This is a genomic window from Flavobacterium sp. P3_A6, from assembly GCF_056403035.1.
On the sequence record NZ_JBFUGG010000002.1, the window covers coordinates 1 to 22,683 of the forward strand.

The 22,683-nt window shown below is 31.8% G+C and carries 20 protein-coding genes, 1 tRNA gene and 1 pseudogene; 12 read left to right on the forward strand and 10 right to left on the reverse strand.

Annotated elements, in window-relative coordinates:
* Positions 1-226: 226 nt before the first annotated feature.
* Both ybeY and AC1DVP_RS01900 read right to left on the reverse strand, forming a co-directional pair.
* The gene (gene ybeY / locus AC1DVP_RS01895) at positions 227-646 is read right to left on the reverse strand and encodes an rRNA maturation RNase YbeY (protein WP_477181868.1); all 420 of its coding nucleotides are present in this window, start codon (positions 644-646) and stop codon (positions 227-229) included.
* Positions 643-3,975: a hypothetical protein gene (locus tag AC1DVP_RS01900; protein WP_477181869.1), complete on the reverse strand. Its 3,333-nt coding sequence runs from the start codon at positions 3,973-3,975 to the stop codon at positions 643-645. The genes ybeY and AC1DVP_RS01900 overlap by 4 nt, the downstream gene beginning before the upstream one ends.
* A 152-nt stretch (positions 3,976-4,127) precedes the next feature.
* On the opposite strand from AC1DVP_RS01900, the gene gltX reads away from it, so the two are divergent.
* On the forward strand, positions 4,128-5,639 hold the full coding sequence (gene gltX, locus AC1DVP_RS01905) for a glutamate--tRNA ligase (RefSeq protein WP_477181870.1): 1,512 nt from the start codon (positions 4,128-4,130) through the stop codon (positions 5,637-5,639).
* Between the two features lie 40 nt (positions 5,640-5,679).
* Here the strand turns inward: gltX and AC1DVP_RS01910 are convergent, their stop codons facing one another.
* The 4 genes from AC1DVP_RS01910 to AC1DVP_RS01925 all read right to left on the reverse strand — a co-directional run bounded on the left by AC1DVP_RS01910 (position 5,680) and on the right by AC1DVP_RS01925 (position 9,284).
* A complete protein-coding gene (locus AC1DVP_RS01910) occupies positions 5,680-5,934 on the reverse strand; it encodes a DUF6327 family protein (protein ID WP_477181871.1) in 255 nt (84 codons plus the stop codon).
* 2 nt (positions 5,935-5,936) lie between these two features.
* Positions 5,937-6,287, reverse strand: a complete 351-nt coding sequence (locus AC1DVP_RS01915; protein ID WP_477181872.1) for a competence protein — start codon at positions 6,285-6,287, stop codon at positions 5,937-5,939.
* 10 nt (positions 6,288-6,297) lie between these two features.
* On the reverse strand, positions 6,298-6,627 hold the full coding sequence (locus AC1DVP_RS01920; protein WP_477181873.1) for a YtxH domain-containing protein: 330 nt from the start codon (positions 6,625-6,627) through the stop codon (positions 6,298-6,300).
* A 560-nt stretch (positions 6,628-7,187) separates the two neighbouring features.
* The gene (locus tag AC1DVP_RS01925; RefSeq protein ID WP_477181874.1) at positions 7,188-9,284 is read right to left on the reverse strand and encodes a glutamine--tRNA ligase/YqeY domain fusion protein; all 2,097 of its coding nucleotides are present in this window, start codon (positions 9,282-9,284) and stop codon (positions 7,188-7,190) included.
* A 159-nt stretch (positions 9,285-9,443) separates the two neighbouring features.
* Here AC1DVP_RS01925 and folB point away from each other — a divergent pair, with 159 nt between their 5' ends.
* Both folB and AC1DVP_RS01935 read left to right on the forward strand, forming a co-directional pair.
* A complete protein-coding gene (gene folB, locus AC1DVP_RS01930) occupies positions 9,444-9,812 on the forward strand; it encodes a dihydroneopterin aldolase (RefSeq protein WP_477181875.1) in 369 nt (122 codons plus the stop codon).
* Positions 9,813-9,896: 84 nt separating this feature from the next.
* Positions 9,897-9,967 (forward strand) — tRNA-Cys (locus tag AC1DVP_RS01935).
* A 304-nt stretch (positions 9,968-10,271) separates the two neighbouring features.
* Here AC1DVP_RS01935 and AC1DVP_RS01940 read toward each other — a convergent pair.
* The 3 genes from AC1DVP_RS01940 to rnr are packed head-to-tail and all read right to left on the reverse strand — an operon-like array spanning position 10,272 to position 13,870.
* Complete coding sequence (locus tag AC1DVP_RS01940; protein ID WP_477181876.1) at positions 10,272-10,949, reverse strand: LysE family translocator; 678 nt, start codon at positions 10,947-10,949, stop codon at positions 10,272-10,274.
* 34 nt (positions 10,950-10,983) lie between these two features.
* Positions 10,984-11,649 carry a head GIN domain-containing protein gene (locus tag AC1DVP_RS01945; protein WP_477181877.1) on the reverse strand — a complete coding sequence of 222 codons (666 nt, stop codon included), beginning with the start codon at positions 11,647-11,649 and terminating at the stop codon, positions 10,984-10,986.
* Between the two features lie 40 nt (positions 11,650-11,689).
* Positions 11,690-13,870 (reverse strand): ribonuclease R, encoded by a 2,181-nt coding sequence (rnr, locus tag AC1DVP_RS01950; RefSeq protein ID WP_477181878.1) that lies wholly within the window; start codon positions 13,868-13,870, stop codon positions 11,690-11,692.
* A 106-nt stretch (positions 13,871-13,976) separates the two neighbouring features.
* Between rnr and AC1DVP_RS01955 the strand changes: the two genes are divergently transcribed.
* The 3 genes from AC1DVP_RS01955 to AC1DVP_RS01965 all read left to right on the forward strand — a co-directional run bounded on the left by AC1DVP_RS01955 (position 13,977) and on the right by AC1DVP_RS01965 (position 16,368).
* Positions 13,977-14,210, forward strand: a complete 234-nt coding sequence (locus AC1DVP_RS01955) for a putative signal transducing protein (protein WP_477181879.1) — start codon at positions 13,977-13,979, stop codon at positions 14,208-14,210.
* 805 nt (positions 14,211-15,015) lie between these two features.
* Positions 15,016-15,444, forward strand: a complete 429-nt coding sequence (gene rpiB, locus AC1DVP_RS01960) for a ribose 5-phosphate isomerase B (RefSeq protein WP_477181880.1) — start codon at positions 15,016-15,018, stop codon at positions 15,442-15,444.
* 3 nt (positions 15,445-15,447) lie between these two features.
* The gene (locus tag AC1DVP_RS01965) at positions 15,448-16,368 is read left to right on the forward strand and encodes a cation diffusion facilitator family transporter (RefSeq protein ID WP_477182154.1); all 921 of its coding nucleotides are present in this window, start codon (positions 15,448-15,450) and stop codon (positions 16,366-16,368) included.
* A 66-nt stretch (positions 16,369-16,434) separates the two neighbouring features.
* On the opposite strand, the gene AC1DVP_RS01970 is transcribed toward AC1DVP_RS01965, so the two are convergent.
* Positions 16,435-16,686 carry a DUF1294 domain-containing protein gene (locus AC1DVP_RS01970; RefSeq protein WP_477181881.1) on the reverse strand — a complete coding sequence of 84 codons (252 nt, stop codon included), beginning with the start codon at positions 16,684-16,686 and terminating at the stop codon, positions 16,435-16,437.
* A gap of 80 nt (positions 16,687-16,766) precedes the next feature.
* Between AC1DVP_RS01970 and AC1DVP_RS01975 the strand changes: the two genes are divergently transcribed.
* The 6 genes and pseudogenes from AC1DVP_RS01975 to AC1DVP_RS02000 all read left to right on the forward strand — a co-directional run bounded on the left by AC1DVP_RS01975 (position 16,767) and on the right by AC1DVP_RS02000 (position 22,666).
* Positions 16,767-18,890: a Tex family protein gene (locus AC1DVP_RS01975; protein WP_477181882.1), complete on the forward strand. Its 2,124-nt coding sequence runs from the start codon at positions 16,767-16,769 to the stop codon at positions 18,888-18,890.
* Between the two features lie 48 nt (positions 18,891-18,938).
* Positions 18,939-19,169, forward strand: a complete 231-nt coding sequence (locus AC1DVP_RS01980; RefSeq protein WP_477181883.1) for a DUF433 domain-containing protein — start codon at positions 18,939-18,941, stop codon at positions 19,167-19,169.
* A gap of 32 nt (positions 19,170-19,201) precedes the next feature.
* Positions 19,202-19,507 carry a DUF5615 family PIN-like protein gene (locus tag AC1DVP_RS01985; protein ID WP_477181884.1) on the forward strand — a complete coding sequence of 102 codons (306 nt, stop codon included), beginning with the start codon at positions 19,202-19,204 and terminating at the stop codon, positions 19,505-19,507.
* A 9-nt stretch (positions 19,508-19,516) separates the two neighbouring features.
* Positions 19,517-19,628: pseudogene (locus tag AC1DVP_RS01990) on the forward strand (S1 RNA-binding domain-containing protein); the annotation flags it as partial.
* Between the two features lie 511 nt (positions 19,629-20,139).
* Positions 20,140-20,904 (forward strand): Crp/Fnr family transcriptional regulator, encoded by a 765-nt coding sequence (locus AC1DVP_RS01995; RefSeq protein WP_477181885.1) that lies wholly within the window; start codon positions 20,140-20,142, stop codon positions 20,902-20,904.
* Positions 20,905-21,220: 316 nt separating this feature from the next.
* The gene (locus AC1DVP_RS02000; protein ID WP_477181886.1) at positions 21,221-22,666 is read left to right on the forward strand and encodes an alginate export family protein; all 1,446 of its coding nucleotides are present in this window, start codon (positions 21,221-21,223) and stop codon (positions 22,664-22,666) included.
* The last annotated feature ends 17 nt before the right edge of the window (positions 22,667-22,683 follow it).

The following is a 22,683-nucleotide window of genomic DNA, read 5'->3' on the forward strand; positions in this document are numbered from 1 at the left end:
CAATCTAAACAATCTAAACAATCTAAACAATCTAAACAATCTAAACAATCTAAACAATCTAAACAATCTAAACAATCTAAACAATCTAAACAATCTAAACAATCTAAACAATCTAGATATGTTTCACGTGAAACATATTTATTTTAATTTAAAAAACAATTTCTATAAAATATAAAATTTTAACAGTGTTCCACGTGGAACGTGTCATTATTTTATTTAATTTTATCTACTGTTCCACGTGAAACATGTCTAGCTTTTCATCTTCTTTGCTTCGCATTATAAGTTCATCGGTTTCCGATTTGTCTTTATAACCGCAATAATGCAAAACTCCATGAACCAGTACGCGTTTAAATTCGTCTTCGAAACTGGTATTGAAATCTTTTGAATTATCAAGAACCCTTTCAATGGAAACAAAAATATCACCAGAAATTTCGTTACCCAGAGTGTAATCAAAACTGATAATGTCGGTTAATGTATCATGATTAAGATACTCAACATTAATCTTATGAAGGTATTCATCGTTACAAAAGATATAATTGATTTCACCTTCTGATTTGTTTTCCGAAACTATAACAGCACTTAACCAAGTAGCTATTGCTTCTTCGTTTGGTAAAGTAAAATCGGATTCGTAATTAAAATTGATCATTTGTTATTAAAATATACTTGAACCTTTTGATTAAAATTCGAGCGCAAAGGTAACGATTGTCTATTTAATATTTCGATACTGTTTAAATAATCTAAAAGCTCTTTCGGTAATGGGTTTGCCTGATTACTGAAATTAGCCTTATTAGTTTCAGATTGCCGTTTCGGATCTTCACCCTGCAGACGAATAGCAGTGTCTAGTTTTAGAAGTTCTTGTTTAATATTATTAGTTCTTTGAAGCGTTTCATTGTTAAAACCCTTGTTTAATAACAGCTTTTCTAATTGCTTCATTTGTTCCAAAGCATTATTCCCGCTATTACCAATTCCCTTTTTATTCAATTCTTCCTGAAGGGCTTCCCGTAATTGCTTTTGTTCTTTATAAATATCCATAGTTGCTTTAGCGTCTCCTTCTCCATCACCATCGGAATCTCCATTTTGACCTTGACCTTTTCCAGATTGTGATCCTTTATTCTTGCTGTCACCAGGCTTACTGCCTTCTCCCGGAGTATTGTCTGGCTTCATACCTTGCTTCATACCTTCCTTCATCTTATCTGACAATTCGCCTTGCTTTTTAATAATATCCGGCAACTGCATGCCTGAACCTTTTCCAGGTTTTGGCTTACCACCACTGCTTCCCGACATTTGCATCTGCATGCTGCTAAGAGAATCGCTTAATAAATCAGCTAATTTATTAGCAGATGAAATAGCATATTGCTGTTGGGAAACACCTCTGGGCAATTGAGATTCTGTGAAACTTTCTAAAGATTTATCAATATTGTATTGTACATTCGCAACCTCTTTGGTAACTGATTCAGCTATTTTTGGCTGACGTAAAGACAAAGCAAAAAGACTGTCATCAATGTGTCTGAAAAGCAATTTTAAATTTTGCTGGCTGTGAATATATTTATTAAAAGAAGGAGAGCCTACCCTAGAACTTTTAAATTGATTCATTACATCCTCTTGTGAAAAAGAATACGATAATAAATTATCTAATATTTGACGCAACATCTTTACATCTTCTTCAATCTGATTTTTGTCTGATTCCTCCATAGCCCTTTCCATAGCTTTGGACATTTCCTTCATTTTTTTTGATGCACTTTTCTGATTGGGTTTTGCTTTGGATTTATTGTTATTCTGTAAATCTGAAGTAGCTTTTTTTAAATCATCCTTTATGCTGTCCTCTTTATTTAAATCAGACGGAATATCCATTGGAGACTTTAAATCTTCATTGTCTTTGTTTAACTGTTTTAATTCTTCCTGTATTTTTTCAAACTCATCGTTTAATTTCTTTTGTTCTGGAGCAGAATTCTCTTTTTCATTTTCTGATAATTTATCTTCTTTTTGAGATAACTTATCAAGTTTGTCAGCTAATTGCTCTGCTTTCTTATCAACGTAATAACGCTTCGTTAATTCAACTAACTGTGCTAAATTTTTATTTTGACTCTTGCTGTTCTGCTTGAACTTTTCCAATTTTTCAACAAAATCTTCATCTTTAATTTTATTGTTCAATTCATTAAGTTCATCTAATAATTTTTTATTTTTATCTAATTCTTTGTTCGTGTTTTCAAGTCGTTTTTGCAATAATTCTTTAGTTTCATTTTTCTGATCAGGATTAGATTTATCTAAATTCTCTTTCATCTTATTCGCAAACTCCTTCATGCTTTCGTTTTGCTTTTGCTGTTCATTGATGAAATCATTAACTTTTTGACGGTCTTTAAAATCTAAACTGTTCTTTTCTTTACCCGTCTTTTGCAGTTTATCTATAGCCGAAAACTGTTTGTCTTGTTTAGACAAAGTTTTCTGTAAACTGTTGATAGCATTATTTTGCTCTTGAAGCGCATTATTTTGCTTTTCTTCATCAGATAAAATTCTATTGGAATAAACAGAAGAACGGGAACTTTTAAAATGATGAATCGCATCATTATCAAAAACCTCAAAATAAAACTCATAATTTACTCCTTTTTCAACATCAAGATTACTCGGAAAATTGAAAACAATTTGGTCAAACGTATCATGCTTTATAGCAATTATTCCACGTTTAGCACTTAGAGGCTTGCCAGATTCATAATACACAATCTGCAATCTGGACAAACCATAGTCATCTGCAATTTGCCCCACAAAATAAGAACGTTCAACATTTAAGCTATCTGGTGCCTTAGTCATATTGATCGTTGGAAACTGATCTTTGACAACATTAAGCTGATAATTTAATTTTTCAAAATTTTTAACGTTATTATTTGATGTAATTATTTGATATTCTGTATTTTGAACTATATTTTTAGTCAAATTAAAAGTATTATCACTTTTAGCAAATGGAAAAGCCTGTAAATCATTTTTCCACACCACATTTTGGGTCGCATTCGTATTCATTATCCAAGTTACTTGAGTTCCTTCGGGAATAATTCCGTTGCCTGTACCTTTTACAACAGTGCTTTTTTTATTCAGATAGGCTGGGTAAGTAAACTTCATTTCAAAGTTGGAAATAGTAGGAACAGCAATAACTTTCAATTCATAATCTCTGGAAACTACAGCATTAGCATCCAAATAAAAGGAAACATTAGTGATAGGTTTGGCTATTTTAAATTGAAATTTACCAAGGCCGGAAGTTTCAAGAAAGTAACTTTCATCACCTATATGAATCATAACATTTTCCGGTACAATAGCTCCATCACATTTGATCTGCAAAACAAAATCTTTACCTTGTTCAGTAATCAAATCTGAATTTAAAACTGAAAATTTAAAAGGTGCAGGCGGAGCAAATACAGAATTGAAATGCACTACCCTATTCAAACTTTGAGAAATAATACGGCTGTTGCCCGAAAGAAAAAAGAACAACAAGAAAAGAATTGGTAAAATAGCCAGAGGCAAATATTTTTTATTGGTACCAAAATCTATAGCCTTCCCAAAAGGAATTGGATGCAAAGAGTTCGCTTTTTGTTCAATAGAAGCTAATAATAACTCAGAATTATGAACAGAAACATTCTCCTTTGAAAGTTGTAAATAATTAATTAATGTATCATTTACTTCCGAAAAATGATTTCCAATAATCAAAGAAGCCTGAGTATAATCAATACCTTTTTGAAATTTCAATATTTTAAAAATTGGAAACAATATAAAACGAAGCAGTAAAAAAGCCTCTACACTGATAAAAAACCAAAACAAAAATGTTCTTCCCTGTGGTTTTAACCAAAGGAAATACTCAATAAAGAGCGTAAAAAGAAAGTACATTAATCCAAGACCTATAAAAAATATACTGCCACGAATCAATTCATTTGTATAATACTTCTTTATAAAAGCTTCTAACTTTTGATGTATCGAATTTAACTTTTCCAAAATTCACGTATTAATTTAATAACCAATAAAAGTAATAATTTTAATGCTTACTAAAAGGTAAATAAAACATAATATTAAAGGCTTGAAGAAACAGTATTTACAGATACCAAACGACAATTTGAAAATTGTATATTTGCAAAAAATTTACAATAATGTCTAAACCAGTTCGCGTGCGTTTTGCACCAAGTCCGACAGGACCTTTACATATTGGCGGAGTACGTACCGCTTTATTTAATTATTTATTTGCTAAAAAAAATGGAGGAACTTTTTATTTAAGAATAGAAGATACCGACCAAAATAGATTTGTCCCAGGAGCCGAAGAATATATATTAGAAGCCTTAGAATGGCTAGGAATTGCACCAGACGAAACTGTTGGAAAGAATGAAAAATTTGGACCGTACAGACAAAGCGAAAGAAAACATCTTTACAAACAATATGCTGATGCATTGATAGAATCCGGTAATGCTTATTATGCATTTGACACAGCCGAAGCCCTAGATGTTCATAGAAAACAGCACGAAGCAGAAGGTAAAACATTCATTTACAACCATCATAATCGCGAAAAATTAGATACTTCATTGATCATTTCTAAAGAAGAAACGGGCAGAAGAATAGCCAATAATGAAGATTATGTTATCCGTTTTAAAACACCAGTAAACGAAACTTTACATTTGCAGGATATTATTCGTGGAGAAGTAAAATTTGAAACCAGTCTTTTGGATGACAAAGTACTTTTCAAAAGTGACGGAATGCCTACTTATCATTTGGCGAATATTGTCGATGATCATTTAATGGAAACATCGCACGTTATTCGTGGTGAAGAATGGTTGCCTTCCATGCCTTTACATGTAATGTTATATCGTGCATTTGGTTGGGAAGCTCCTGAATTTGCACATTTGCCATTAATATTAAAACCAATTGGTAATGGTAAATTATCAAAACGAGACGGAGATAAAATGGGATTCCCCGTATTTCCGTTGGAATGGAAAACCGCAGAGGGAATTTCATCAGGATATAGAGAAAAAGGATTCTTTCCGGAAACTGTTGTCAACTTTTTAGCATTATTGGGCTGGAATGACGGAACCGAAAAAGAACTTTTTTCATTGGAAGAATTAACTGAAGCTTTTGATTTGAAAAGAGTTCACAAATCTGGAGCTAAATTTGATCCGGAAAAAAACAAATGGTTTAATCATCAGTATTTGATGAAAAAAGATGATACTGTTTTGGCAGAACAATTTGCAAAAATTATAGAATCAAAAGATTTGAACCGATATTTCTCTTTAGTGGATTTGGCAAAAATCGTTTCATTAATAAAAGACAGAGCTAATTTTATTTCTGATTTCTGGGAAATGAGTGACTTCTTTTTTATAGCACCGGCAAACTATGACGAAAAAGCAACCAAAAATTGGAAAGCAGAAACTCCTGCATTAATGCAAGAACTGATATCAGTACTCGAAGAAATAAGTAATTTTACATCATTGAATATAGAAACAATTGTAAAAGATTGGTTAACTAAAAATGAAATTGGAATGGGAAAAGTTATGCAGCCTTTTCGAATGAGTTTAGTTGGAGCGCTAAAAGGTCCTCACCTATTTGATATCGTTGAAGTTATTGGAAAACAAGAAACGATTTCTAGACTGCAAAGAGCTATTGCAACTTTGTAAAATCATAAAAAAATCAATTAAATTATAATAAAAAAGAGGTCTAAAAGCCTCTTTTTTTATTAATAAAATAACTTATGAGATAAGGAACTATAGTCTGTAATATAGATCTAAAAGGATTTGGAAAGCTCTCTTTATAAGGAGCTAAAAAACCTGCAACTATGTTTTCGGGAGTAATTGCATCTCTAGTTTTCTGAATACTTAAAACTAATCTTTGATAACTAATTTGTTTTTCTAATTTCAAGATCTCTAAATCACGATCAATAGCTGCATAGGAAGAATACTTTTTGTTTTCCATAATTAATCATTAAAAAAGATTTCTGAGAATTTTTCTAAAATTGGTCCCTCTATCACTTTGTCTTTCACTAAAAATAAAAGCAAAGTCGCAATTAAATACATACCGGCTACAGAAATAAAACCTATAGCATAATTGTTAAAATAATTGCCTATAAATAAAGCTAAAGCAACAGACACAAATAATAAAACCATACTAAAGCACAATAAAATCAAAGTAAACTTTAAAATCATGGTTGTTGATTTCATTGCAACTTTGAAACCCCATAATTTATAATAAGAAACTGACTTTTCGAAATAAGCTTGGGCTTGATTTTGAATATCTTCTGAATTTTCTTTTATTTTATCAAATGCCATAGACTAGATTTTATGACTGAAATTTAGCATTTTTTTCCTTAAGCTCGGCCAGTTTGTTCTCTAAATAAGAAACTACATCTTCAGTTTTATCAGTAAGATTAGCAACAATATTATCATAATTGCGATCAATGTCCTCTTTACTCAAAATACCTTTACCTTTAAATTTTTCTGAAACTTCATGTAATTTACCATTAAGATTGTTTTTTATATCATCAAAACCATCTTTAATTTTTTCTCTTGTTTTAGAACCTTTATCTGGTGCAAATAAAATTCCAAGCCCAGCTCCTATCGTTGCGCCAACCAAAAGAGCAATTATTGTATTTCCGGTGTTGTTTGACATTTTAATTAAAATTTTAAAGTTACTATATAATAAATATACAACATTATCAACAAACATGTGTTAACAAGCCGTTAAACTACAAATTATGGGCTAAAAAAATCAAATAAAGCCCCTATTTAAACAAAAACAAATAAATGATATACTGATATAAAAAATAAATAAAAATAGTTTAAAACAGATTTATGAAGGTGTATTTTAATTTAAAATATCAATTAAAAAATATTTTACGATAAATAAAATAAATAATAAATATATTTTATCAATTAATAATATTTAATAGTTAAATTTAATATATAAAAAGAAGTAAAAATAGAATCAGAAAAAAATTAGCTAAAAATTTGAATTGAAGCCAAAAAATTAAAATAAAAGCTTCTGAAGAATAAAAAACTAAAAAACATTAATTGATATGGACAAAATTAAAAAATGTCTTAAATTTAATTTATGAAAGCTAATTTTAATAAATTAAAATTATTAAATTATATATAATAATCAATATTATATATAATAAAAAAGTGCTTTATAAAAAGCACTTTCTATAGGTTAAAATTATAATATAAAAATTATATAGAATTTAGAACTTCTATAACTTTTTCATCTTTCTCTTTATTTCTTAATTCTAAAATAAAGGAGTTATATTCAATTTTAAGTTCTGGAAATTTAGAAACATTTTTTACAAATTCATATCTTACAATAGAAGATTGACTTGCACCAGACATTGATACTAATTTATCAACCGTGACTTTTTCGATATCTTTGATATTAACTTTGTCAGAATGTTCCAAAATTAAATTAGAAAATAGTAATGAATTATTATCATTCTTAACATTTTTAACAACCGTTTGACTCAATAAACTAAAATTATCAATTGATTTTATGTTATTAACAATATTATCCAAAATAGAAATAGCAATATTTTCATCTTTTTCTTTTACATATTTATTGATCTCTTTTTGAGTATTCATCAACAAATTAGCCTCTTTCTTATCTTTCTCTTCCCATGCATCTTTAAGACCAACTGTCTTGTTAAAAACTAATTTTGAAGCAGTTGAATCTTTATCAGCAACAAAATAACCTAGACGCTGAAATTGGAAATGTTCCCCTATTTTAACTTCAGCTAAACTTGGTTCAACATAGCCTTTTACAATTTGTAATGAAGCAGAATTCATAAATTCTAAGAAACTTTTCTCTTTATGACTGTCTGGTGCTTCGTCTATAAACAAACGATCATACAAACGAACTTCGGCTTCAACAGCATGTGGAATAGAAACCCAATGCAATGTTCCAGCTACTTTTCGTTTACTCGCCTCACTCCCGCTTCCGCTTAAGGAATCTATATCATAAGTAACTTGAATTTCGGAAATTTTTCCATTATCATTTTTAGTAACACTCTCTCCTTTAATAATATATCCATTTTTAAGACGCACTTCATTCCCTATACTTAAACGGAAAAATTTAGCTGGAGCAATTTCAAGAAAGTCATCTCTTTCTATATATAATTCACGTGAAAACGGCACTTTTCTGAAACCAGCAGACTCATCTTCCTGGTTATTTTCGGCATCCAACCACTCCTCTACTCCTACCGGATAATTAGTGATAACCACTTTTACAGGATCTAAAACAGCCATAACTCTTGGAGCAGTCTTGTTTAAATCTTCACGTAAACAGAAATCCAAAAGAGATACATCAATTACATTTTCACGTTTGGCAACTCCAATTACATCACAAAATTTACGGATAGCTGCAGCAGTATAACCTCGCCTTCTTAATCCAGAAATAGTAGGCATTCTAGGATCATCCCAGCCTTTTACTATATTTTCCTGTACCAATTGCAAGAGCTTTCGCTTACTCATAACTGTATAATTCAAATTCAAACGCGCAAACTCATATTGATGGGGACGCACTTGATTCTCATCATAAATTTGATCCAAAAACCAATCATATAATTCACGGTGCATTACAAATTCCAAAGTACATATTGAGTGTGAAATCTGTTCCACATAATCACTCTCACCGTGTGCAAAATCATACATTGGATAAATATTCCAATCATTACCTGTACGGTGATGATGACGATGTAAGATTCTGTACATCAATGGATCACGCATTAACATATTTGTAGAGGCCATATCAATTTTGGCTCTCAAAACGTGGCTTCCTTCAGGAAAATCACCCTTTTTCATTCCTTCAAAAAGAGCTAAATTTTCTTCAATAGAACGATTTCTATAAGGCCCGTCAACTCCTGGTTGAGTAGGTGTTCCTTTTTGAATTGCCATATCTTCTGAAGACTGGCTGTCAACATAAGCTTTACCATTTTTTATCATAGTAACTGCCCATTCGTATAATTGCTGAAAATAATCAGAAGAATAAAGTTCCTCAGACCAGTTGAAACCTAACCATTTAACATCTTCTTTAATTGAATCAACATATTCCTGCTCTTCTTTGGCCGGATTGGTATCATCAAAACGTAAATTTACAGGTGCATTATATTTTAGTCCTAAACCGAAATTTAAACATATAGATTTAGCATGACCAATGTGTAAATAACCATTAGGTTCTGGAGGAAAGCGAAAACGTAATTTATCTTGCGGAAAACCATTTGTTAAACTGTCTTCTATAATTTGTTCAATAAAATGAAGTGATTTCTCTTCTGATGCCATTTTTTATAATTTTAGCAAAGATAAAAAATTGATGATAGATAATAGCTAATAACAATATAGACTTTCTAGAAAAAACACTAGCCAATTTTTAATACATTTGTATAATATTTGCGTTTATAAGCATAAAATAATACTTTCTGATTCTGAAAAAACAAAAAAATGGGAACAATAAAATTAAAAAACATACGCACTTTTTCTTACCATGGATGCTTAATAGAAGAAGGAAAAATTGGGTCAGATTATAGTGTTGATTTAGAAATAAAAACAAATTTGAAAGAATCATCCATTTCAGATAATTTAAAAGATACTGTAGATTATGTACATCTCAATAGAATTGTAGTCGAAGAAATGGCTATAAGATCTAATTTATTAGAGCATGTAGCCAAAAGAATTATCAATAGAGCATTATCAGAACTTGAAACAGTTTCAAAAATAAAAGTAGCCGTTTCAAAAATTAATCCTCCTATTGGCGGTGATGTAGAAGCTGTTACCATAGAGATGGAAGAAGAACGTTATTTCAATTTATAACAATTACCATAAAAAGAAAAAAAAGTTAACATTAAACTTTTAAACTTTAAAAATTTGAGTTACTTTTGCCATCCGTTCAACAATGGCGTCGTGGCCGAGCGGCTAGGCTGGGCTCTGCAAAAGCTCCTACTCCGGTTCGAATCCGGACGATGCCTCTAAAACCTCTAAGTAATTTTAGAGGTTTTTTTTATGTCTAATTTTTTAGAAAAATGAAATAAAGCTTAGGTTCGAATCCGGACGAAACTTCTGAAACCTCTAAGTAATTTTAGAGGTTTTTTTTATGTCTAATTTTTTAGAAAAATGAAATAAAGCTTAGGTTCGAATCCGGATGATACTTCAGAAACTTCTAAATTACTTTAGAAGTTTTTTATATTTCTTTTTTAGAAAAATTAGGTAATTATTGTCATAAAAAAAAGAGACTAATAATAGTCTCTTTTACTTAAATATTTCTATATGAAATTACTTTTCAATTTTCTCAAAAGCATTCTTTACCATTTGTTTTTCCTTTGGAAACCAGCCTTGAAAAATTAGCACGAAACCAAAAATCATTAAAATAACACTAATTCCTCTCTTAATTTTATAGATATTAGTTGGTGTCATTTTATGTTTTAATTGCTTAGCCAATGCAATTTTAATACAGTCAATTCCTAAATAAGTTAAAATAACTGATATAAAAAATGTTAATACTCTTGAGGTTTCCATTTCTAATTTTGGCCCTACTGAAATAATTACAGCCAGCCAGAATCCAAGTACGCCAATATTGATAATATTTAGAAAAAAACCTTTGAAAAAAAGACCGAGATAATTCTTTTTAATAATCTCGTTGTCAATTGTTTTGGTGTTTACTCTTTTCTCTTTTTTTATTCCGAGAAAAGAAATAAAACCATAAGCCATCATGATAAATCCTCCAAAAATGAACAATGAAGAATTATCATTAAGACTTTGAATCAATCTGTAACTGCCTAAATAAGCAATTGTTATAAAAAAAACATCTCCTAAAACTACACCTAAATCAAAAACTAAAGCGGCTCTAAATCCTTTAATAATACTTGTTTCAAGTAAAATAAAAAAAACTGGCCCAATCATAAAACTTAATAATACTCCCCAAGGAATACCTGTCAAAATATCGTTTATCATTAAAAAATGACTTTAAAAATTGGTTATAAATTTATTATTTCTGGACGATAGTTCCGCCCATAAAAGTTTCTTGTCTTAATTCTTTTGGTTTACCATGAACAGTAATAGTTCCTCCGGCTTTTATTTTTGCATCTACGAGAGAACTGGCTTTTACATCAGCATTTCCACCAGCAGATACACTTACTGTGGTTTGAGAAGTTTCTAAATCCCCAGCTTCTAAAATCCCTCCAGAATTAATTAAAACCGATTGAGTGACTGCTTTGCCTATAATTTTAATAATTCCTCCAGAATACGCTTTAATAGATACTTTATCGACATCCAATACAGCATTAATCTTAGCTCCTTCTTGTGTTCCTAAAGTAATAGTAGTTTGCTTAAAAACATCAGCACAGATTACGCTGCTGCCTTCATTAGCATCAATACTCTGGATTTTCTTGAAATACAATGTAACTTTTGCTTCATCACCAGACATTATTTTTGTCAATGGCATTTTTATTTTTAAAAGCCCATTTTTATTAACAATTTCTACTTTACTTTGACTTGTCCCAGTAATTACAGCTTTAGTTTCGTTTGAAGCAACTAAAGTAACGCTCAGCTTATCGAAAACTTTTACATCATCAAAATCCTTAAGTTCTATAGTCGTCTGACTAAAAGTAAATTGGGATATGAATACAAAACTTATTAAAACTACTCTTTTCATTTTTTAAAAAATTAATTGTTAGTATAACTGTTTAAAAATCTTATTCATTTCTTTTTATAAAATTGAAATCTAATTGTTTTTTAACCAAATCGGCATTTTTTACATTTACATAAATCTCATCCCCCAATTGCAATAATCGATTGGAGTTAGATCCTACTAATGCATATTGTTTTTCGTCAAAAGTATAATAATCCTCTTTTATATCGCGGGTTCTTACCATTCCTTCGCATTTATTTTCTATAATTTCAACATAAATTCCCCATTCTGTAACTCCTGAAATAACACCTAAAAATTCCTGATCCTGATGATTTTGCATGTATTTTACCTGCATATATTTTATAGAATCTCTTTCGGCATTTGTAGCTAAACCTTCCATTGTTGACGAATGCAGACACTTAGCTTCAAATGTTTCTTCATCCACGGATTTTCCTCCATCAAGATAATACTGCAGTAAACGGTGCACCATAACATCTGGATAACGGCGGATAGGCGATGTAAAGTGTGAATAATAATCAAATGCCAATCCGTAATGTCCAATGTTGTCTGTAGAATATTTGGCTTTACTCATGGAACGAATAGCTAGGGTATCTATTAGATTCTGCTCTTTTTTACCATTAACTTCTTCCATTAAAGCATTCAATGATTTCGAAATATCGCCTTTGTTTCTGAAATCAATTTTATAACCAAACTTAGCAATCAAATTTTGCATGGCGATTAATTTGTCTTCATTGGGTTCATCATGTATTCTATAAACAAATGTTTTCTTTTGTTTTCCAATATATTCAGCCACTTTTCTATTAGCCAAAAGCATAAATTCTTCAATCAGATGATTGGCGTCTTTAGAAACTTTAAAATAAACACCTTCTGGTTCTCCTTCTGTGTCCAAGTTGAATTTTACTTCAACTTTATCAAAAGAAATAGCGCCTTCATTCATCCTTTTTCTTCGGAATATTTTGGCTAACTGATCCATTTTTAGCGTAGCCTCGACAATTTCATCCGAAACTGCATAAGAACTTCCTGTAATAGAAATTTCGGCGGGAATAGTATTGTCTTTGGTTTCAATAATGTATTGCGCTTCCTCGTATGCAAAACGCTGGTCAGAGAAAATTACGGTTCTTCCAAACCATTGATTTACAACCTGGCATTTTTCCGTGATTTCAAAAATAGCCGAGAAGGTATATTTCTCTTCCTGTGGACGCAATGAACATGCAAAATTAGAAAGCACTTCGGGTAACATAGGCACTACCCTATCTACCAAATAAATGGATGTTGCTCTTTGAAAAGCTTCATCGTCAAGGATAGTTCCTTCTTCTAAATAATACGAAACATCGGCAATGTGAATTCCTATTTCGTAGTTTCCGTTTTCTAACTTTTTGAAAGACAATGCATCATCAAAATCCTTAGCATCCTTTGGATCAATTGTAAATGTCAGCGTATCACGCATATCTCGTCGCTTAGCAATTTCACTGGCTTCAATCGAAGTATCAATTTTCTGAGCAAAAGTTTCTACTTCAATAGGAAATTCTGCCGGCAAACCATATTCTGCTAGAATTGCATGAATTTCAGTATCATGTTCTCCTGGTTTTCCAAGAACTTTTATTACTTTTCCGAAAGGACTGTCGGCTCTGGAAGGCCAATCTTCAATATGAACTAAAACAACATCTCCTTGCTCGGCCTCCCCTATTTTATCTTTCGGAATAAAAATATCAGTATACATTTTTGGATTGGCAGTCGAAACAAAAGAAAAATTCTTTTGAATATCAATTACCCCAACAAAATCAGTCTTATATCTTTCAATTACTTCAATTACTTCACCTTCTGCCCTTCTGCCGCTTCTTTTGTTATAAACATACACTTTTACGGTATCTTTATCTAAAGCGTGATTCAAATTATTAGATGGAATAAAAACGTCTTCCTCAAATTCAGGACAAATAAAATAGGCGCTTTTGCGGCCAGTCATATCAATTGTTCCTTCGTAATACTCTTTGCTTGTGGCCTTAATTAAATATTTACCGGGCTCGGATTCAATAATTTTTTTGGAAGCTGCCAAAATCTTTAAATCTTTTATAATCTGATTACGGCTTTGGGTGTCGTCTAATTCTAATTTGGCTCCGATTTGCTTATAATTAAAGGCTTTATTGGCACTTTGCGATAATATCTTTATTATTTTATCTGAGAAATCTTTCTCTTTCTTTATCGGCTTTCTTAATCTTTTACTCATGTATCTTTTCTTAAAAGCCTAAAATTACGAAATTGTATTCACTATTCTGTCTTCTGCGATAGTTTTAAACTAATTATAACTTTACTACATTTATAAAAAAATCAAAATGAAAGGCTTCAAAACAATTGCTGTTTTTAATTATCCGCATGAAATTGTGGTACTTAGACATATTTTGGATCAGGAAGAAATTCATTATTTTTTTGAAAACGAACACATAGTCTCCATTGACCCGATGGCGAGTTTTGCCTATGGCGGCATCCAGCTGAAAGTTCACCCAAACGATTTTGAACAAGTTCAAGAAATACTCGACAATTTGAATTCCAAACTTTCTATCGTTTAAAAAAATTAAACTCCTAGTGATTAATCAAGAGTAATTAACTATTTCCATTAGTTTAAAATTTATTTATTACTAAACTATAAGCTAATTACTTATTTTTTTATTTTCAAATTTCAAAGTTGTCAACATATATTAAATACAACAAAAAGAAAATTTAAATTTAAATTAATTATTTATGGTTATTATAGGGTGTTAATTGTTGCTATAAAATTTTTAAAAAATGTATTGAAATCAAGTTTTAGGTATTTATTTTGAGTTATCAACACCTATATTAATACTTAAATACTTAGCTTTTAGGGTGTTTTTTAAATTAGTTAACAACTGTTAATAATTCAAGAATTGGATAAATTGTAAATAAATGATTTTTATTTTCTTGTTAAAAAATCAAACTTTAGTATTAATAACTTTTCTAAAAAATCACTAAACTTTATTTGGATTTCTAATATCAGTTTTGGATTACTTTTTTTTTGTTTACAAAACTAAAAAACTTCTAAAATTCTATCTAAAGTTATAAACATTTTATGTTAATTTAAGGTTAACTGAATATCAAGTAGTTACGTTTTAGTATTAACAATACAAAATATTAACATTTAGGTTACATTCTGTGTATTGATTTTCAGACTATTATATTTTTTGCTAAATGTTAATAAGATATAAGTTTTCTTATTATCAATGAGTTATTTTTTTTAAAAAAATAAAGCTTATTATTATTGTTTCTTAATCTGTTCTTAAGAATTGAATCCCTATTTTATGACTATTTCTAAAATACTTTGGTTAAATTTGCAGTTCAAAGTCTAATACAAAAAAAATGAAAATTTCTATAGGAAACGACCACGCAGGACCAGATTATAAAAAAGCAATTGTTAAGCATTTAGAATCAAAAGGACATCAGGTAACCAATTACGGAACAGATACAGAAGCTTCTGTAGATTATCCAGATTTTGGGCATCCTGTAGCTTCTGATGTTGAGGAAGGAAAAGCCGATTTTGGCATTGTAATCTGCGGAAGCGGAAATGGAATAGCAATGACTGTTAATAAACACGCTGGAGTTCGTGCTGGTTTATGCTGGACTAAAGAGATTGCTTATTTAACTCGCTTACATAATAATGCTAATATTGTTAGCATTCCGGCTCGTTATACTTCTATTCAGCAGGCGATTGAAATTGTTGAAACTTTCTTAGAAACTGAATTTGAAGGAGGAAGACACCAAACTAGAGTGGATAAGATTAGCTGTTAATATATTTTGGAAAATCACAGCCATCATAATCACAGCCATCACCATCATGTAGAAGGTAAGAATTTATTGTTTTCGATTGTTTTAAATCTTGTTATTACAGCCGCTCAAATTATTGGAGGAATTCTTTCAGGAAGTTTGGCTTTACTATCAGATGCCCTGCATAATTTCTCAGATGTACTTTCGCTGGTTTTTAGTTATGCTGCTCATAAATTATCCAGAAAAAAAGCCTCAGTTAACCAGACTTTTGGTTATAAAAGGGCTGAGATTATAGCTGCTTTTGTCAATGCCATGACATTGATAATAGTGGCTTTGTTTTTGGTTTATGGAGCAATAGAACGTTTTTTTAATCCGCATCATATTGAATCAGGATTGGTGATTTGGCTTTCAATTTTAGGAATTGTCATGAATGGTTTATCTGTACTATTATTAAAAAATGATGCAGATAAAAATTTGAATATGAAATCGGCTTATTTGCATTTGTTTACCGATATGCTGGCTTCTGTTGCTGTTTTGATTGGCGGTTTGCTGATGAAATATTTACAATGGTTTTGGGTAGATAGCGTATTGACATTGGTTATTGCAGTTTATCTGATCATTGTTGGTTTTGATTTACTTAAAAAATCGACCCAGATGCTAATGCTTTTTACGCCGAGCCAACTTGATATTAATGATATTATAGAAGAAGTGCATAAAATATCGGGAGTTAATAAATTGCACCACATTCATGTTTGGTATCTTAATGAAGAGGAACTGCATCTCGAAGCGCATTTGGATTGTTCAGAAGATATAAAAATGTCTGAGTTTAATGCACTTTTAGATAAAGTGGAACATGTTTTGTTCGAGAAATTCAGTATCAATCACATCAATATTCAGCCTGAATATAAAAAAGAAGAAGATTCTAAAGATTTTATAGTTCAGGATTAGATTTTATAAAAATTCGGGTGCTTCGCACCAAATAATCGAAGTTCGGCCAAAAAACCGGGCTTTTTTTTATAGTGATTGCCAGTTATGTAAATAAAACCAACCTATTAAAAGCTGGACAATTACAATCAGCCAAAATTTTAAAAGATAACTTTTTTTAACCGTTTTATGTCTAAAAATAAACATTGCAAAACCAGAACCAATAGTGCCTCCAAATAATACAATACTTAAAAGAGTCCGCTCTGAAATTCTTTGTTTTTGATTCTTTGCCAAATGTTTGTCATAAGCTATTAGCATAAAAGCCGTTCCATTTAAAATCAAAAAATAGTAGAATAAAATATCCATTTAGCTAAAATAAAGCTCCAAAGATATTATTTTAGCTGTCCGAAAAAAATCAAAAAATGACTAACATACAATTCATTTCCAAATCTGTTAACACGGCAGCCATAAATATTCAAAATACAGTGCAATTATTAGAAGAAGACTGTACAATTCCTTTTATTTCCCGTTATCGAAAAGATAAAACCGGAAATTTGGATGAAGTTGTGATTGAGCAAATTGCCAAATTTCAAAAAGAATATGAAACTATTGTAAAGCGTAAAGAAGCAATTTTAAAATCGATTCAGGAGCAAAATGCATTGACACCGGAATTGGATAAAAAAATCCAGCAAAGTTTCGATTTACAGGAATTGGAAGATTTTTACCTGCCGTACAAAAAGAAAAAAAGAACCAAAGCTGATGTCGCCCGCGAAAACGGATTGGAACCTTTGGCTAAGATCATTATGTCGCAAGGAAAGGATGATGTTGATTTCTTGGCGACTCAATATTTGAATGATAATGTGATTAATGAAGAAAGTGCTTTGCAGGGCGCACGCGACATTATTGCCGAGTGGATCAATGAAAATATCTATGTTAGAAAACAGCTCAGACGATTGTTTGAACGCAAAGCAACAATTACAACTAAGGTGGTGAAAACCAAAAAAGAGGAAGAAGGCGCACAAAAATTCAATCAGTATTTTGATTGGTCGGAGCCGTTGACTAAAGCTCCGTCACATCGTCTATTGGCCATTATGCGTGCCGAAAATGAAGGTTTTATAAAGTTCAAAGTAGATGTGGAGCTGGATGATGCTTACGATATCATTGACGAGTTAATCATAAAAGGGGATAACAGTACAACACCACATATTCAGTTGGCGATTGAGGATAGTTATAAACGCCTGCTGAATCCCGCGATTTCGAATGAAACATTACAGGAAGCTAAAGCCAAAGCGGATGCCAATTCGATTCAGGTATTTGCTAATAATTTAGGACAGCTGTTACTGGCACCGCCATTGGGCGAAAAACGAATTTTAGCGATTGATCCAGGATTTCGTTCGGGTTGTAAAGTGGTATGTTTGGATGAAAAAGGTGATTTGCTGTATAATGAAACCATTTATCCGCACGCTCCGCAAAAGGAGGAAGCGATGGCGATAAAAAAAATTCGTTCGATGGTCAATGCGTATCAAATAGATGCGATATCGATAGGAAATGGAACGGCTTCGAGAGAAACCGAATTCTTTATCAAGAAAATAGCTTTTGACAAACCGGTTCAGGTATTCATTGTTTCAGAAGCTGGTGCTTCGGTGTATTCGGCTTCGAAGATTGCGAGAGAAGAATTTCCTAATTATGATGTTACGGTTCGAGGTTCGGTTTCGATTGGACGCAGATTATCGGATCCATTGGCCGAATTGGTTAAAATTGACCCGAAAGCAATAGGAGTGGGGCAGTATCAACACGATGTAGATCAAACTAAGTTAAAAGAAGAATTAGACAGTACAGTGATTCGTTGTGTGAACTCGGTGGGAATCAACATCAATACCGCGAGTAAACATTTGTTGAGCTATGTGAGCGGAATAGGAGAGAAGCTGGCTGAAAACATTGTGACTTATCGTTCGGAAAATGGCCCTTTTACCGATAGGAAACAGCTTAAAAAAGTGCCTCGTCTAGGCGACAAAGCGTATCAGCAAGGAGTGGCATTTATCCGAATTTCGAATGCAAAGAATCCTTTGGATAATTCGGCTGTGCATCCCGAAGCGTATGCTATTGTTGAAAAAATGGCTAAAGATTTGAAACTTTCGGTAAATGATCTGATTGCCAATAAAGAAAAAACGGCGCTAATTAAAGCCGAAAATTATATTACACCTGAAATTGGTTTACTTACCTTAAAAGATATTATAAAAGAGTTGGAAAAGCCAGGATTAGACCCGAGAAAATCTGCCAAAGTATTTGAATTTGACCCTAATGTAAAAACGATAAAAGACTTGAAAACCGGAATGATTCTGCCTGGAATTGTCAATAACATTACCAATTTTGGCTGTTTTGTTGATATTGGTTTAAAAGAAAGCGGACTGGTACATATTTCCCAACTCAAAGCAGGTTTTGTGAGCGATGTGAATGAGGTGGTTAAATTGCATCAGCACGTTGAAGTAAAAGTGACCGAGGTTGATGAAGATAGAAAAAGAATTCAGCTGACGATGGTGATTTAAAGAATAATCAAAAAAATTGATTAAATTTGAATAGCAAAAGAAGTAATCATGGAAAATTGGCAAAAATATATCAGCATAAATCCAGAAATCAGAAGTGGAAAACCTTGTGTTTCTGGTACTAGAATTACAGTTTCGGATGTGTTATCTTATCTTGCATCAGGAATGTCTATGGAAGAAATTATTGAAGATTTCCCGTCTTTAAATAAAGAAAAAATAATAGCAACGCTTTCATTTGCAGCTTACAGAGATAACATAACTAAAATTGCTTTTGCTTCGTGAAGTTATTATTGGACGAGAATTTATCCTAGCGAATGATAAAACAGCTTAAGCCTTTTTTTGAAGAAGTTGTTCATGTATCTGAGTTAAAAATTATTCAGCCAGCCAATGATATTTCTATTTGGAATTATGCAAAAGAAAATGAGTTTACAATTATAAGTAAGGATGATGATTTTGAGAAAATTGTATTATTAAGAAAAGCTCCACCCAAGCTAATTTATCTAAAAACCTATAATTTAGACACCAAAAATTTAGTCAATTTAATTCTAAAGAATAAAGATAAAATAATCGAATTTATTGATTCTGATGAAAACGATATTTTTGAAATTTATTACAATTAGTTCTTTTTCTCCCAACTGAAAGCTGGTTATCTGAGCAATGTGAATGAAGGTGTTAAATTACATCAGCATGTTGAGGTAAAAAGTTACTTATATAGATGAAGATAGAAAGAGGATTCAGTAGACGATGTTAATATAAATCTCTAAGAATAAATAATAAAATCCCAATCCAAACTCTTTGGATTGGGATTTTTTGTTTCAGTAAAAAACTACAAATCATAAAAAACTACGTATTTTTACTTATTTGTAAAAAATTACGAATATCTGAAAAAGCGCGTTTCTAAGTAGACGAAAGCATTGATGATGCTCTTTTTATAGCTTCATTTATAAAAAATACGCAAAAAAAGGTCTATTTTTTGCCCTGATTTAACGGTTCTTCGGGTTGTGCTAAATATTATTTATTGCGAAAAACTTATATATTTACTCAAAATAAAGACGGTTACAGTATAATTTTTACTGATTTTGTCTTTTAACCAAGATTTGTTCATTGAACAGAATGTCTCGTTCACCGCCTGCGTGAGGGATAGAAGCTAGCTACCAAAGTAGCGCGGATAGCCCGACCCCGTGGAGAAAAAGGGGCTGTATAAGCGGTCTGTGAGTAAGCCCCTTTTCTCAATGGGGACACGCCCAAAAGGATGAATGGAACAATGGTTTTGGATGTTTCTATAACTACAAACACACAACAATTAGCACAGATGAAAGATAATCAAGCCATTTGCAACAGCTGCAGCAATGAAAATTGTTTTATCAAAAAGCATATTCATTTGCCTAACATGCAAAATTATATAGAGAAAAAACACAGTTTTACCTGCAAAAAAGCACAGCAGTTTATTATTGAGGGTGCGCCCATTCAGGGGCTGTATTTTGTGCAAAAAGGAAAGGTGAAAACGGTGAAAACCGGTATTAACGGCAGGGAACAGATTGTTCGGTTTACAACGAATGGGGATACTGTTGGCTTTAGGGGATTTGGAACAAGCAATCGGTATTTGATAGGCGCTTATGCCTTGGAGGATACTGTTTTATGCAATTTTAATAACGAGGTGATGCTGGATATTCTAAAGAATGTTCCTGAGTTTACTTATGATATGATGCTTTTTTATGCCGAGGAATTAAACAAAAGCGAGAACAACATTCGGAAAATTGCTCACATGAATGTGAGGGAGCGCGTGATCGATACCTTATTATACATACACAGAAAATTTGGCCAGACCAATGATTTGATTAATATTGATTTGTCCCGAAAAGAAATCGCCGATTTTGCAGGCACAACAGAGGAGCAGGTGACCCGAGTGATTTCGAGCTTAAAGAGAGAGGCATTAATTAAAACCGTTGGAAAGAAAATAGGATTGGAACAAATTAATAAAATGAAATCCGAAATAATGGAACATAAGTACATCTAAGTATTCTATTATTCAATTTTGACTTCAAAAGGCCTAAAAAGGCCTTTTTTTATGGAAATAAGTCTCCTTCTTGATTTTTTTCAAAAAACAGTTTTAGGGTTATTTACTAATTACGTATTAATTCTAAAAACTATAAGTGTTGAAAAACATTAACAAATACTGTGGTTAAGAAATAATTATTGCGTAAACGCAGTTTTTGAATTGCTATTTTAATTTTTATAGCTGTGTAAAAAAGTTGTTTTGTACTGTGAAAAGTGAATACGTAAGTATAAATACGTATATATCTTTGCTTCATACTAATTAAAACATATTCATTATGCAAAAGATTACAACCACAATCCAAAAAATAAAAGCATTAAAAGAAGGCAAAAATTCAAAGTCTATTTTATTAGGTTTAGCCATAACATTGTTTGGATCATCAGTAGCTAACGCGCAGTTGACCGCTACTGGACAGTTAAGAACAAGAACCGAATTTAGAGACGGATACAGCACTTTGCAGGCAAAGGATGCCGAGACTGCGGTATTTACTTCACAAAGAACAAGATTGAATGTTGGGTTTACAGGATACAGATTCAAATTTTTTGCAGCTGTTCAGGATGTTCGTGTTTGGGGGCAGGATGCTTCAACTATTAACAGAACGACTACTGCAGAAAATAACGGTTTACAACTGCATGAAGCTTGGGGAGAAATTATGCTGAATGACACAGTAAGTTCTATTCAAAATTTATCTTTAAAAATAGGACGTCAGGAGATTTCGTATGATGATCAAAAGGTTATTGGAGCTCTTGATTGGTTACAGCAAGCACGTTACCATGATGCGGTTGTCTTGAAATATTTCAATAAAGGATGGACAGCTGATTTTGGAGCTGCATTTAATCAAAATAAAGAATTGTTAGCTGGAACAATTTATAATGGAGTGCCAGCTGCAACTTCTGGTTATACTGCAGGAACTAATGGTTTAGGAACCAATTATAAATCATTGGAATATGCGTATTTGGCTAAGAAATTTTTCTTTGGGGACATTTCCTTTTTATTCTTAAGCGACAATTTTAATAAATATACCAATGTAACTTCAGGAACTCCGCCAGTGGTGACCAAAGTGAACGAACAAGGAATTTGGACCCGTAACACTACCGGTTTTTACTATAATGTGAATGCAACCCGAAAACTAAAATTCGAAGGAAGTTTGTACCACCAGTTTGGACATGACAAAAACGGCCGTAGTCTGAGCAGTAATTTGGCTTCTATTACAACGACTTTGCAAGTAGGAAGAAAATTGTTTGTAGGCCCTGGAGTTGATTATTTATCTGGAAATGACGGTACAAAAGCGGTAACAGCGACTTCTACGAACAATCAATTTGACCCGCTGTATGGAACGCCTCACAAATTTTGGGGATCAATGGATTACTTCTACGCTTCTAACGGTTTTGGAGCACAAGGTTTGTTAAACTACTTCTTAAAAGCCAAATACAATTTAAAAGACAATTTAATTCTTTTTGCTGATCTGCACGGATTTGAATCTGCAAACAGTTTATCAAACGGAGCTGGAGGAAAACAAACTAGTTACTTAGGAACTGAATTGGATTTGAAATTATCTTATAGCCTTACCAAAATGGTCAATATAGAAGGCGGGTATTCTATAATGAAAGCTACTAATTCTATGGCGTCGGCACAAGTGAAAAATGTTGCTAATGCGAACCTAACTCCGCAATGGGCTTATGTGATGGTTAATATTAAGCCAAATTTTTTAAACAAAAAATAATTGATGCAAATCTTTAA